11 protein-coding genes and 1 pseudogene are annotated in these 13002 nt (G+C 73.1%); 6 read left to right on the top strand and 6 right to left on the bottom strand.

Translation table 11 applies throughout. The features are described from left to right. The first annotated feature begins 20 nt into the window (after positions 1–20). Positions 21–650, top strand: a complete 630-nt coding sequence (locus tag ACWDS7_RS19265; RefSeq protein WP_306864200.1) for a TetR/AcrR family transcriptional regulator — start codon at positions 21–23, stop codon at positions 648–650. Between the two features lie 94 nt (positions 651–744). Continuing rightward, positions 745–975 (top strand): DUF3107 domain-containing protein, encoded by a 231-nt coding sequence (locus tag ACWDS7_RS19260; RefSeq protein WP_306864199.1) that lies wholly within the window; start codon positions 745–747, stop codon positions 973–975. A 417-nt stretch (positions 976–1392) separates the two neighbouring features. Here ACWDS7_RS19260 and ACWDS7_RS19255 read toward each other — a convergent pair whose 3' ends face one another. Beyond that, a complete protein-coding gene (locus ACWDS7_RS19255) occupies positions 1393–2043 on the bottom strand; it encodes a ferritin-like fold-containing protein (protein WP_306864197.1) in 651 nt (216 codons plus the stop codon). Between the two features lie 365 nt (positions 2044–2408). Between ACWDS7_RS19255 and ACWDS7_RS19250 the strand changes: the two genes are divergently transcribed. The 3 genes from ACWDS7_RS19250 (at position 2409) to ACWDS7_RS19240 (ending at position 6280) form a co-directional block, all read left to right on the top strand. Continuing rightward, entirely contained in the window at positions 2409–4298 is a 1890-nt protein-coding gene (locus ACWDS7_RS19250) for a DEAD/DEAH box helicase (protein ID WP_451930368.1), read from the top strand. Between the two features lie 99 nt (positions 4299–4397). Then, the gene (locus ACWDS7_RS19245) at positions 4398–5270 is read left to right on the top strand and encodes an alpha/beta fold hydrolase (protein ID WP_451930367.1); all 873 of its coding nucleotides are present in this window, start codon (positions 4398–4400) and stop codon (positions 5268–5270) included. Positions 5271–5362: 92 nt separating this feature from the next. Then, a complete protein-coding gene (locus ACWDS7_RS19240; RefSeq protein WP_451930366.1) occupies positions 5363–6280 on the top strand; it encodes an oxygenase MpaB family protein in 918 nt (305 codons plus the stop codon). 34 nt (positions 6281–6314) lie between these two features. On the opposite strand, the gene ACWDS7_RS19235 is transcribed toward ACWDS7_RS19240, so the two are convergent. From ACWDS7_RS19235 to ACWDS7_RS19220, 4 genes are all read right to left on the bottom strand, one after another. Then, entirely contained in the window at positions 6315–7196 is an 882-nt protein-coding gene (locus tag ACWDS7_RS19235; RefSeq protein ID WP_306864186.1) for a RecB family exonuclease, read from the bottom strand. Positions 7197–7202: 6 nt separating this feature from the next. Further along, on the bottom strand, positions 7203–7919 hold the full coding sequence (locus ACWDS7_RS19230) for an MBL fold metallo-hydrolase (RefSeq protein WP_306864183.1): 717 nt from the start codon (positions 7917–7919) through the stop codon (positions 7203–7205). A 130-nt stretch (positions 7920–8049) separates the two neighbouring features. After that, entirely contained in the window at positions 8050–8661 is a 612-nt protein-coding gene (locus ACWDS7_RS19225) for a MarC family protein (RefSeq protein WP_451930365.1), read from the bottom strand. 115 nt (positions 8662–8776) lie between these two features. Beyond that, positions 8777–9451 carry a DUF6758 family protein gene (locus ACWDS7_RS19220; protein WP_451930364.1) on the bottom strand — a complete coding sequence of 225 codons (675 nt, stop codon included), beginning with the start codon at positions 9449–9451 and terminating at the stop codon, positions 8777–8779. On the opposite strand from ACWDS7_RS19220, the gene ACWDS7_RS19215 reads away from it, so the two are divergent. Beyond that, on the top strand, positions 9444–9914 hold the full coding sequence (locus ACWDS7_RS19215; protein ID WP_451930363.1) for an NUDIX hydrolase: 471 nt from the start codon (positions 9444–9446) through the stop codon (positions 9912–9914). The two genes, ACWDS7_RS19220 and ACWDS7_RS19215, sit on opposite strands and share 8 nt — an antisense overlap. A 164-nt stretch (positions 9915–10078) precedes the next feature. Here the strand turns inward: ACWDS7_RS19215 and ACWDS7_RS19210 are convergent. Then, positions 10079–13002, bottom strand: a pseudogene (locus ACWDS7_RS19210) (hypothetical protein); the annotation flags it as partial.

The raw sequence follows: 13002 nt of genomic DNA, 5'->3' as shown, positions 1-13002 counted from the left end.
GCACCCGCAAGGAGAACGCCGTGACCGCTACCCCGGACGCCAAGCCCCGGGGCACCCGGCTGCCCCGAATGGCCCGTCGCCGCCAGCTGCTCAGCGCGGCGCAGGAAGTGTTCGTGGAGAACGGCTACCACGCGGCCGCGATGGACGACATCGCCGAGCGGGCCGGGGTCAGCAAGCCGGTGCTCTACCAGCACTTCCCCGGCAAACAGGAGCTCTACCTGGCCCTGCTCGACCTCCACGTGGACGACATGATCGCCCGCTGCCGCGACGCGCTGGCCTCCACCACCGACAACAAGCAGCGTGTCCAGGCCGCGATCGGCGCCTTCTTCGACTTCGTCTCCGGTCAGGGCGAGGCGTTCCGCCTGGTCTTCGAGTCGGACCTGCGCAACGTCGCCTCGGTCCGCCAGCGCATCGAGCGCAACCTCCGCGAGAGCGCCGAGATGATCAGCCAGGTCATCCAGGAGGACACCGGCTGCTCGAGCGACGAGGCGCGGCTGCTGGGCGTCGGCCTGGTCGGCATGGCCGAGGTCAGCGCCCGCTACTGGATCAGCAGCAACGGCTCCATCCCCAAGGACGCCGCCACCCAGCTCATCGCCCGGCTGTCCTGGCGCGGGATCTCGGGCTTCCCGCGCACGAACGCCGACCACTGACCGACACCTCTGTTCGCTTGACGCGATCAACCGGCGCGTCGCGCGCCCGATGGGGCGACCATGGGACGAGCAGCCCTCGTCGAAAGGGAGCACTATGGAAATCAAAATCGGCGTGCGTTCCGTGCACCGTGAGCTTGTAGTGGAGACCGACCTGTCGGCAGAGCAGGTCGAGGAGGAACTCGGCAAGGCCATCACCACCGAACGCGGCGTCTTCGGCATCACCGACAGCAAGGGCCGCAGGGTCCTCGTCCCGATCTCCTCACTCGGCTTCATCGAGATCGGTGAGGACGAGCCCAGGACCGTCGGTTTCGGCGGCACCCTCTAGACCCCGTACGGCTCGCGCCAGGCCGTCCCCTGTCGGCCATGGCGCGGGTCCGGGGCGCCGGGCGCGCGGCGGGCTCAGCCCGCGCGGCACCCGTCCCGCTCGCCCAGCCCGCAGCAGCGTGGCCGACGGGCCCGGCGGACGCGGTGCCGTCCCAGGGTGATGGCCGGACAGTCGTCGCCGCCCCTGCGTAACACGGCGCGCGAAGTCCAGCGGTTCGGCCCACATCTCGTCAAGGAACTGCCGTAGCGGCGCGAGGCCCTCATATCTCGCACGTTACAACCGTTCGGCGCCTTCACGCTGCTCGATCAGCAGACCTGTCCGCAGCCGCCCCCGCCCGCCCGCGGCGGACGCCGTCGGAGAACGGACCGGGCCTCCTCCTGCGGAGCGGCCGCCCGCCGGCCCGCCCGCCCCTGCGGATCAGGGTCCCGGGGTCAACCCCATGGCGGCCATCCGCCTGCCGTGCGCCTCCGTCAACCGGGCGAACATCCGGCCGATGTCCTCCCCGGCCGCCTCCACCAGCAGCTCGGCGAGTTCCGGCCGGGCCGCGGCCACGTGCTGGCCCTGGCTCAGCGACTCTCCCACCAGCCGCCTGGCCCACAGCGCCAGCCGCCCGCTCAGCGTGGGGTCCTCCTTGATGGCCGCGCCGACCCGCTCGACGGCGAACTGCGACCGCCCCTCGTCCGCGAGCACCTCGTCGACGAGCCGCCGCGTCTCGGCGTCCACGCCGGCGGCGGCCTCCCGGTAGAAGTCGAGCGCGATCCCGGTGCCGACGTACGCCTTGACCAGCGCCTCCGGCCAGTCTCCCGGGGTGGTCTGGGTGTGCCAGTCGTCCAGCGGCCCGACGAACGGGGCCATCGCCTCCTCCGGATCGATCCCGAGCGAGGCGATCCGGTCGTGGAGCAGCCGGAAATGGGCGTATTCGGTGGCGGCCAGGTCACCGAGCGCGGCCCGGTCGGCCAGTGACGGGGCGTGCCGCGTGGCATCCTCGGCAAGGCGGAGGAACGCGGTCAGCTCCGCGTAGGCGAGCACGCCGAGCAGGTCGGCGACGCCGGCAGGGGAATCACTCATGAAGGCAGCCTACGAGTTGACTGACCCGGCGATTCATCAGGAATACTAAGAAATCGGTTCCGCGTTGTGGTATCGAGTACACTGCTCTGAGAAAGTGCGACCGCACTGTGTTAATCCAGGAGATCTGCTCCCGGACGCCCCCGAAGTCGGCATGACGCCGCAGCGGTCGCTGATGACATGAGAGGGCTGGCCCTTCCACGAGGACCCGGGCACGGGGATTTTTGCGTCCGTGGTCCCGACAGGCTTGCCTTCAACGGAGATTTAGGCAGGCCAAGCTGACGACGTTCCGAGACCTCGGAGTCACACCAGAGATCGCCGATGCCCTCGAGACCGAGGGCATCATCACGCCGTTCCCGATTCAGGAGATGGCACTCCCCCTGGCCCTCAACGGCCAGGACATCATCGGCCAGGCGCGCACCGGCACCGGCAAGACCTACGCCTTCGGCGTGGCGATGCTGCAGCGTGTCGGCAAGCCCCGGAAGAACCGCAAGAAGCCCCGCGGGCTGGTCGTCGTGCCGACCCGCGAGCTGGCCGTCCAGGTCACCGAAGACCTGGTGACGGCCGCCGGCAAGCTCGGCTCGCGGATCCTCACCGTCTACGGCGGGCGCGCCTACGAACCCCAGATCGAGGCGCTCAAGCAGGGCGTCGACGTCATCGTCGGCACCCCGGGCCGCCTGCTCGACCTGGTCAAGCAGAAGCACCTCGACCTCGGCCAGATCGACGTGCTCGTCCTCGACGAGGCCGACCGCATGCTCGACCTGGGCTTCCTGCCCGACATCGAGCGCATCATCAAGCTCATCCCGGACAAGCGGCAGACGATGCTGTTCTCCGCGACCCTGCCGGGCGAGATCGTCGCCCTGTCCCGGCGTTACCTCACCCGCCCCACCCACGTGCGGGCCGAGAACCACGACGCCGAGGCCGAGGCCACGCCGCAGACGACCCAGTTCGTCTGGCGCGTGCACCGGATGGACAAGATCGAGATCATGGGCCGCCTGCTCCAGTGCGAGGGGCGCGGGCTCACGATGATCTTCTGTGAGACCAAGCGCGCCTGCGACATGGTCGTCGACGAGCTCAAGAGGCGCGGCTTCGCCGCCGCGGCCGTCCACGGAGACCTGGGCCAGGGCCAGCGCGAGCAGGCTCTGCGGGCCTTCCGCAACGGCAAGATCGACGTGCTGGTCGCCACCGACGTGGCCGCGCGCGGCATCGACGTCGACGACGTCACGCACGTCGTCAACTACGACTGCCCGCAGGACGAGAAGGCCTACGTGCACCGGATCGGCCGCACCGGCCGGGCGGGCAAGACCGGCGTCGCGGTGACCTTCGTGGAGTGGGAGGACCTCACCCGCTGGAAGGTCATCAACAACGCGCTGTCGCTCGACTTCACCGAGCCCGTGGAGACCTACTCGACCTCCCCGCACGTCTTCAGCGACCTGGGCATCCCCGAGGGCACCAAGGGCGTGCTGCCGCACGCCAACCGGTCCCGGGCGGGCCTGGCCGCCGAAGAGGTCGAGGACCTCGGCGAGACCGGGCGCGTCCGCTCCCGCGGTCCCCGCAGGGGACGCGAGGAGGAGCGGGAGGAGCGCCGCGAGCGTCCCGCCCGCACCCCCCGGGAGCGCCGCCGCACCCGCGGCGGCCGGTCGGGCGAGGAGGCGGCGGAGACCGTGCAGGACGTGCGGGCGGAGGAGACGGCCGTCGAGGCGGCGCCGGTCGAGGAGCCCAAGCGCCGTCGCACACGTGCCGGCCGTACCGCCGAGGAGACCCCGGCGCCGGCCGCGGCCCAGGGGATCCAGAGCCCGCTCGTCGAGCTCCCCGAGGTGGAGGTGGATGTGACCTCTCGCAAGGACGACCGTGACGACCGGTCCGCCGAGACCGCGCCCCGCCGGGGCCGGACCCGCAGGGCCGGGCTGAACCCCGAGGTGAGCCTCACCGAGGGCACCGGGGCGCAGGCTCCCGACGGACCCGCGGCGGAGCAGGCCGACAGGCCGCGCCGCAGGCGTGAGCCGGTGGCCGAGGTCCCGCAGTGGGAGGAGGAGCCCGTGACCGACCGCTGGGACGACGAACCCGCCGAGGCGCCCGCACCCCGCCCGCAGCCGGAGAAGATCATCCCCCCGAGCCCGTTCGCGGTGATCTTCCAGTCACCCGACCTGGCGACGGACGACGACGAGATCGCCCCGTCGGCGGCCTCCGAACGGGCGCAGAGCCGCCGCCGCCCGCCGGGCAGGGGCCAGCAGCGGGGCGCACGCCGCCCGAGCTAGCCGGCACCGAAGGAAAGGGGCGCGACCACGAGGTGGCGCCCCTTTTCGCGTCCTGAGACGCACAGAGCCATGTCACCAAGAGAGGTATCGTGGGGCCACGTGAGTACGCCGCGATTTCTGACCCTGCCTCCTGGCGTCCGGACCCGCCAGATCGAGACGTCGGTGGGTGCCTTCGCCGTGCTGGAGGCCCTGCCGGTCAGCGGCGTCCCCGAGCGCTGGCCCGCCCTGCTGGTCCCGGGCCTCACCGGCAGCAAGGAAGATTTCATCGCGGTCCTGCAGACGCTCGCCCAGTCGGGGCGCCAGGTCATCGCGGTCGACATGCGCGGGCAGTTCGAGACCGCCGGCCCTGAGGACCCCCAGGCCTACACCTGCGCGGCGCTCGGCAACGACATCGACGTCCTGGCGCACACGATCGGCGGGGGCGAGCCCCTCCACCTGGTCGGCCACTCCTTCGGCGGCCTGGTCACCCGGGAGGCGGTCATCGACGGCCGCACCAAGTTCGCCTCCTACACGCTGATGAGCTCGGGCCCCGCCGCCATCGTGGGCGTCCGCGAGCACGCGGGCCGGACCATGATCTCGGAGCTGCCCGAGGCCGGCCTGGAGCACATGTGGCACACCCGGATGGAGCCGGAGGCCCTGTCCGCGGGGGTGCCGGACGACATCATCGCGTTCCTGCGCAAGCGGTTGTTCGCCAACTCCCTGACCGGCATGGCCACGATGACCGAGCAGGTCCTCTCCGCGCCGGACCGGTGCGACGAGCTCGCCCAGGTCGAGGTCCCCACCCTGGTCCTGTACGGCGAGCACGACGACGGCTGGCCGCCGTCGATGCAGTCGGAGATGGCCGCCCGGCTGAACGCCGAGTGCGTGGTCGTCCCCGGCGCCGCCCACTCCCCCGCGGTGGAGGCCCCCGAGACGACGGCCGCCGCGCTCACCCGGTTCTGGAACGCGGCGGAGACGCGCTCACTCGGCTGAGACGCCCCGCCACCCCGGTTCACCGGCGGTTTCCCGTCATCGACCACCCCTGTTGGATTTCCCGTCGAATGCCATGTAATCATCTACTTACTATGGCGAGCATCGAAGAAATCGTCGTCCAGCCCCCGCACACCGCGACGTGGCTGGTGCACATCGACCGCTCCATGTGGGTCGGCGGGGTCCGGGGCCTCATGCTGCAGGCGCTGCACCCGCTCGCGATGCGCGGAGTCTGGCAGAACTCCAACTTCCAGGAGGACCCGTTCGGACGGCTCCGCCGTACGGCGGACTTCGTGGGCCGGGTCACGTTCGGCAGCCCGGCGGAGGCCGACGAGATCGGCCGCCGGGTCCGGGGGATCCACCGCCGGCTGCGCATCGACGACCCCGACACCGGCAGGACGCACCGGGTGGACGACCCCGAGCTGCTGCTCTGGGTGCACTGCGCCGAGGTCTCGTCCTACCTGTCGGTGGCGCGGCGGGCCGGCCTCGGCCTCAGCGACCGCCAGGCCGACCGCTACCTGGCCGAGCAGCGCCGCAGCGCCACCTACGTGGGCCTGCACGCCGAGGACGTGCCCGGCTCGATGGCGGAGCTGGACGACTACTTCACCGGGATGCGGCCCCGGCTGGGGGTGACCCCGGAGTCGGCCTCCACGGTGCGCTTCCTGCTGTGGCCGCGTCTGCCGGCCGAGCTCCGGATGCTCGCCCCCGGCAAACCCGCCTACTTCCCGTTCGGCGCGCTGTGCTACTACTCGCTGCCGGACTGGGCCAGGAAGCTGTACGGCGTGCTGCCCGAGGTGCCGCCGAGCACCGTGAGCGCGGCGCTGAGGGCCTTCCGGCTGGGCATGAACTCGGTGCCCGAGCCCGTCCACGACCGCGCGTTCATGCCCTACACCCGGGACATGCTCGCCGGGGCCCGGGCCCGCCTGGGTGCCGCGGGCTACGACGTGAGCCGGGGGCTCAGGGGGCTGACCGACCCGCGCCGCTGGCCGGCCGGGGTGCCGGACGCCGCCTGACCCCGGCCGCGTCCCGGCACCCGCAGGCGCGCGGTCAGTCGGCCAGGCCGTCCCAGGGCAGGCGGTCGCCCGAGGCCGCCTGGCCCTCCGGGCAGTGCCTGCGGAAGTCGCACCAGGAGCAGAGGGGGCCGGTCCTGGGCGGGAAGAGCGCGTCGACCTCCGGGGGCACCTCGGGCGGGGTGCGGCCGGCACCGCCGGTCCGCGCCGGGCCCGACCAGGCCCGGTAGCGGTCCTCGGCCTCGGATGCCTCGATCGCGATCTCCTCGGCCCGGCTCAGATGGCGGGCCAGGGACTCGTCGGTGTGCTCCCACTCGGCGACCGTGCCGGTCGGCAGGTGGTGGAGCTCGACCCGGTGACAGGGCCGGCGCAGCACCCGCGAGGAGGCGATGGCGTAGACGGCCAGCGCGAGCGAGGAGCGGGCGTCGTCGGCGGTGAGGGGGCGGCGGCCGGTCTTGTAGTCGACCACGACCAGCTCGTCACCGCGCCGGTCGAGCCGGTCGATGCGGCCGGAGACGGCGATGACGGAGGTCCGGGTGGCCACGGTCCGTTCGACGCCGACCGGCTCGTCGGCGGGATCGAGGCCGGCGACGTATCCGGCGGTCATGTCGCGGGCCCGGTCACGCCAGGCCGCCGACTGCTCGGCGTCGCGGAACCCCTCGTTGATCCACCCCTTGGTGACCAGGGTGGCCGCCGTCACCGGTGTCCGGCGTCCGTACGGCTCGCGCCACCAGGCGGCCAGGGCGTTGTGCACGCTGGACCCCACGCTGTTGTGCGCCCAGGGCGGCCCCTTCTGCGGCGAGGGCCGGTCCAGGTAGGTGAACCGGTGGCGCCGGGGACAGTCGAGCCAGGTGTTCAGCCGCGACGGCGTGCAGGAGTAGAGCCGCCGCGGCATACCCTCAAGGGGGAGCTGGTCCACGGAGGACTACTCGTCGAGGAGCTTCAGGTTGATCTTGGCCGCCCGGGTCCCGTCGCTCAGCGGGCCCTCGCTCTTCTCGGTCACCTCGCCACGGGTCAGCGAGCCGGACAGCCAGGCGTCGAACTGCGGCTCCAGGGCGCCGATGGTGGTCTCCTCGCCGTGCGCGGGCAGCACGCGGATACCGTGGCGCAGGGTGAACAGCCGGCCGCCGATGGCGGTGAGCTGGTCGGCCAGCGCGGGATACTCCCCACCGATCTTGCCGGGCCCGTCGGCCTGCAGGGTCTTGCCGGTGAAGACCGCGTCGAGGGCCTCGCAGTAGAGCGAGACACCACCCTGGGAGACGCCGGGGGTGGCCATGACCTCCAGCTCGACGTCGGCGACGCCGAACACGCCCTCGTCCTCCATGTCGATGTCCGGCCAGGTGTCCGGCCAGGTCAGCCGCCACAGCGGCCGGTCCTTGGGATGGAGGGCGACCACGGCCTCGTCCCGCGCCGCCACCTCGATGGCCGCGCCCACGTGGTCGGGCAGGCCGTGGGTGCAGATGACGGCCAGCACCTCCCGCTCGCCGACCTTCTCCAGGATCTTCTCCGCGTCACGCGCGGGATCGATGACGATGACCTCCTCATCGTCACCCAGGATCCAGGTGTTGTTCTCGACCTTGTGCTCGGCGCCGTCGACATCGACGACGCCCTCGGTCACCACTCGTTCGATACGCGCTGTCACGCTTCCGAACTTTACTGCCTCGCTCCACCCTGCGGCTCGAGCGCGGGTAACGGATAGTCTTCCCATTTACCCTATTCGCCCGTCTATTCCCTCAGCATTGCCTGTCACCGGCCAACACACCCCCACGGGCCTATCCCGCCCCGACGAGCGTGCGGATCGCGGTGATGATGAGCTGCACCGCGAGGGCGGACAGCAGCAGGCCCGAGACGCGGGTGACGAGCTCGACGCCGTTCTCCTTTATGACCCGGAGGATGGTCACCGAGAAGCGCATGAACACCCAGAGCAGGATGTGCACGGCCGCGATGGCCAGGGCCAGCGCCAGGATGCCGCCCTCCTTCTGCCCGGCCTGCTGGGCGAAGACGATCGTCGCCACGATGGCCCCCGGCCCGGCCAGCAGAGGGGTGCCGAGCGGGACGAGGGCGACGTTCACGCTGGACTTCATCGTGTTGGGGGGCGGCTCGGTCTCCCCGGTGAGCAGTTGCAGGGCGACCAGCAGGAGCAGCAGGCCACCGGCGATCTGCATGGCCGCCACCTCGACGTGCAGGTAGCCCAGGATGGCCCGGCCGAAGACCGCGAACAGCACGATGAGGCAGAACGCGACGATGGGCGCCTGCCAGGCGATCCGCCTGCGCTCCTGCGCCGTACGGCCGCGGGTGTAGGCCAGGAAGAGCGGGATGATGCCGGGCGGGTCCATGATGACGAACATGGTGACGAACGCCTCGACGAAGAACTGGAGGTCCAACGCACGCTCCCCTGAGCCGTGGTGAGGTGAGGGGAGTGGTCGGTGCCGGGTCGGACGTTGTCACCGCCCGGGCGCGGAGAGATCGGGCGTCCTTCTCCGCCCGGGGACGGAGAGGTCAGCCCTCCTCGCCGCCCAGGCGCGGGGAGAACGCGCCGAAGGGCAGGTCGAGGACCTGGTCCTGGTCCCGCAGGTCGCGCAGGGAGAGGTCGGCCAGGGTCATCATGTAGCCCGCCTCGGCGGGCCAGACGACCGCCCACAGCCAGTTGCCCAGCGCCTCGCCGGCGTAGGCCGCCCGGTCGGGGGCGGCGGACTCGACGCACCACAGCGCGGTGGGATGCCCCTTGATCTCGACCTTGGCGTGCGGCGGCCCCTCGTCGAACCCGGTGCCCGGGTCGGGGCCCTCCAGCCCGGCGAACCCCGCGCCCAGGCCCACGCCGGGCTCCTCCGCGATGATCAGCAGGTCGGCCGGTCCGTGGACCAGCGAGGGACCGCTGAGCGCGACCACGGTGGCCCTGACGCCGCTGCGGTCGTCGCCCGCCTCGGCCAGCCCGGTGACCAGCCAGCCCTGGGGCAGGGGCCACGGGAGCCAGACGGGGACGAGGGTGCTCCGGCCGACGGCCTCCATGGCGGCGGCGGAGGGGCGTCTCGGCGGCTGCAGTGGCAGGACGTCACCGTGCGGGCCACATCGCCAGGCGCTCGACCAAGCGCTCGGCGGACGGAGCGGGCCGAAACACCGTGGGCAGGTAGGCGCGGCTCTCACGCCTACCCACGGTGCTTTGTCAGTGGCCATTCGTCAAGGGCAGACCGCGTTATCGAGCCGTAATCTTATCAATGTGCGCGTAAATTGTGTCGGAGCAATAATCTTCGACGGTTCCGGACGGATGCTCCTCATCCGCCGGGGCCGTCCCCCGAGTGAAGGTCTCTGGTCGGTCCCCGGCGGCCGGGTCGAACCCGGCGAGTCGGACGCCGAGGCGGTGGCCCGCGAGGTGCTGGAGGAGACCGGCCTGACGGTCACCGCGGGCCGCCTGGCCGGCACCGTCGACCGTCCCGGCCCCGGCGGCCTCGTCTACGAGATCCGCGACTACCTGGCCGAGGTCTCCGGCGGCACGCTCTCCGCCGGGGACGACGCCGCCGAGGCCCGCTGGTTCAGCGACGAGGAGCTCCGGCGTCTCCCGCTCGCCCCGGGTCTGCTGGAGGCCCTCACCGGATGGGCGGTCATCGCGCCGCGGCCAGGGTCGAGCACCACGACATGAGACAGCCGACACCGGCGACTCCCCCTCCCCCTGACCCGCTGGACGCCCCCACCGGACGGGCGGTCATCGCGCCGCGGCTAGGGTCGAGCGCCACGACATGAGACAGCCGACACCCGCGACTCCCCCTCCCCCTGACCCGCTCGACGCCCCCACCGGACAGGCGGTCACCGCGCCGCGGCCAGGGTCGAGCGCCACAGCGTGAGGTGGTCGGCGTTGTAGGTGGTGGACCTGCCCAGGGCCACCACCTGGTCGCCGGAGACCGCCACCGCGCCGAGCCGCTGGGCCCCGTCGCCGGCCAGGCTGCCCTGGGTGGGGGCGTGGCGCTGCCAGCCCAGCCCGTCCTCGGAGGTCCAGGCCACGCTGTCGCCCTCGCCGGGCAGCCCCTGCCAGCCGACCGCCACCACGCCCGCCTCCGTGGCGGCCAGGTCCTGCACGGCGGCCGCCTCCTCGGCGGGGAACCAGGAGAACTCCCACGTCGAACCGTTGTCGGCCGACACCGCGCCGAAGGCCCGGAGCCCGTCACCGGTCCGCGCGGTGCCGGCGGCGACGATGTGCCCGCCGTACAGGACCACGTGCCGCAGCCCCGCCGACGTCGCCCCGGGGGGCAGGACCGGCTTGCGCGCGGTCCAGTTGACCCCGTCGGCCGAGACCCAGACCACGCCGGTCTCATGGTCCGCGCCGCCGGCGCCGCCGACGGCCACATACCCGGACGAGGTCACCGAGACGTCGTGCAGCCGCACCCCGCCGCCGCCGGCGGGCAGCTTCGCCGCCCTGGTGTAGCGCTTCAGGTCGGAGGAGAACCACAGGACCGGGACGGTCCCGGCCGGGCTGCGGTCCTCGCCGGCCAGGACGTAGCCGGACGGGCCCGCGGCGACCGCGTGGGGGGCGAGGAAGTCGTGCTCGGCGGCCGGGGCGAGGGGGCCCAGGACGGGCACCCTGCGCCAGCTCCTGCCGTCGTCCGAGGTGACGAGCAGGGGCTCGGTGGTGGAGGCGTCGGTCATGGCGCTGCCCACCGCCAGCCAGCCCCGCCTGCTCCGGGCGACGTCGCTGAGCGCCTGCCGGCGCGAGCCGCCGAGGATCTGCGCCGGGCCGGCCGCCTGCCAGCTCTGGCCGTCGGCGCTGGTCCAGATCCCCGCGTCGCCGGACACGGCGCCCACGGCGACGAACCCGCCCTCCCCGGCGGCCACCCTGGCCGTCTCCCGCGCGGCCCTGGTGAGCCCGTCGATGCCGCTCAGGGGGACCGCCCGCGCCTGACCCCCCTTGGGGGCGGTGAGGAGGACCAGGCGGTTGTCCACGTCGGCGGCGCGCTCGTCGCCGCCGACGACGAGCGTGCCCTCGGCCGAGACGGCCAGCGCCCGCAGCGAACCGGGCACCTGGCCGAGGTCGGTGCTCTTGCTCCAGTCGCGGCCGTCCTTGCTGGTGTAGACGGCGTAGTGCTCGAAACCGGACTCGGTGATCGCGGCCACTCCGGCCGAGGAGGAGGCCAGGCGCTTGACGCCCGAACCGTCGGGGGCCAGGCCGCCGATGGTGCCGCACCGGGTCCAGTCGACGCCCTGGGGCGAGCAGTAGACGGCCACCTCGCCCTTGTCGCTGCGCTGCTGGGTGGGGACCAGCACGAACCCGTCGGCCGCCACGGCCAGCGCGCCCGGTTCGGGGACGACGCCCGTCAGCGCCGCACCGGTCCTCAGCCAGGTCTTCCCCCCGTCGGCCGAGCGCAGGATGACCGAGGTGGACTGGCCTTCGGCCGGATCGCCCAGCGCCACCACGGCGTCGCCCTTGGCGACGACCGCCTTCAGGCCCCGGACCTTGTCCGGCAGGCCGATCTCCCTGGTGTCCACCCGGTCCCAGCTCCGCCCGTCGGGCGAGACCCAGGCGATGGCCCCGGTGGTGCCGTCCGGGAGCACGGTCGTGCCCACCGCGACGAAGCCCGCGGTGGTCCTCGCCAGGTCCATGATCTTGTCCCCGGCCGAGAACGCCTCCAGCGCGCCGGGGTCCACCGCGCCCCAGCTGTAGCCGTCGGCGCTGGTCCACAGGCCGTGTCCGGCGCCGAAGGGGTCGTTGCCCGCGGCCAGCCAGCGGCCGTCGCCACCGGCGACCAGGCCGACCGTGGTCGGCCCCGTCTCGTAGCCGGCCGGGCCGGTCACCTTTCCGAGCTGCCAGCTCCCGCCCCCGTCGGTGGAGACCAGGAACAGCGGCCTGGGGACCGGGCTGGTGGTGTCGCTGCCGACGGCGACCATGACGGTGCCCGCCGAGGCCACGGCGTTGAGCACCTGGCTCGATCCGTCGCCGGCGACGTCGGGCGGCGGCACGAAGTTCGCGTCACCGGAGTGCACCTCGTCACCGACCAGCCGGAGCCCGGAGGTGAACGGGCCGCCCACCCACTCCCAGAGCACCAGGCCGCCGCCGACCGCGACGGTCAGGACCAGGACCATCATGAACGGGATCATCAGGCCACGCCCGCGCCCGCGCCTGGTCGGGCTGGAGCGGCGCATGGCGGAGGGCGCGGGGGCCGCGCGGTGGTGCCGTCCGCCGTTCGGCCCCCGCCTGCCGGGCGGGCCCTGGGCGACCAGCAGGTCCGGCCTGGCCGGCCGGCCCTCGGGAGGGCGTCCCACGCGGCGCACCGGCTCGAAGCCGTCTCCGCCCGGTACGGCCGGCCCGCCCGGTACGGCCGGCCCGTCCGGCGACCCGGAGGCAACCGGGGCACCGGAGCGGCTCTCGTCCCTGGGCTCGCGCGGCGGACCGGAGCGGCTCCCGTCCCCGGACCCGGCCTGGGGGCCGGAGCGGCTCCCATCCCTGGGCTCGCGCGGCGGACCGGAGTGACTCTCGTCCCTTGGCTCGCGCAGCGGACCGGAGCGGCTCCCGTCCCCGGGCTCGCGCAGCGGACCGGAGGCGACCAGCAGGTCCGGCCGGGGCTCCCTTCCCCGCTCGCGCGGTGACCCGGACCCGGCCTGGGGACTCTGCCCCTCGCCTCCCGGCCTCCACGGCGCCCCGAACCCGGCCTGGGCCACCATGAGGGGCGCGAACGGCACAATCATGAAACTCAACACACTTAGCGTCGAGGCGGGCGCGGTGTGCTCCAGCAGCCACG

The organism is Streptosporangium sp. NPDC003464 (assembly GCF_053588315.1).
This window is presented reverse-complemented; position numbering and strand designations above follow the sequence as displayed.

What these genes read in the sequence shown, in the direction of transcription:
- ACWDS7_RS19260 (WP_306864199.1), top strand. Translation starts at nt 745, where the DNA reads ATGGAAATCAAAATCGGCGTGCGTTCCGTGCACCGTGAGCTTGTAGTG.
- ACWDS7_RS19255 (WP_306864197.1), bottom strand. Translation starts at nt 2,043, where the DNA reads ATGAGTGATTCCCCTGCCGGCGTCGCCGACCTGCTCGGCGTGCTCGCC.
- ACWDS7_RS19250 (WP_451930368.1), top strand. Translation starts at nt 2,409, where the DNA reads ATGGCACTCCCCCTGGCCCTCAACGGCCAGGACATCATCGGCCAGGCG.
- ACWDS7_RS19240 (WP_451930366.1), top strand. Translation starts at nt 5,363, where the DNA reads ATGGCGAGCATCGAAGAAATCGTCGTCCAGCCCCCGCACACCGCGACG.
- ACWDS7_RS19220 (WP_451930364.1), bottom strand. Translation starts at nt 9,451, where the DNA reads ATGGCCACTGACAAAGCACCGTGGGTAGGCGTGAGAGCCGCGCCTACC.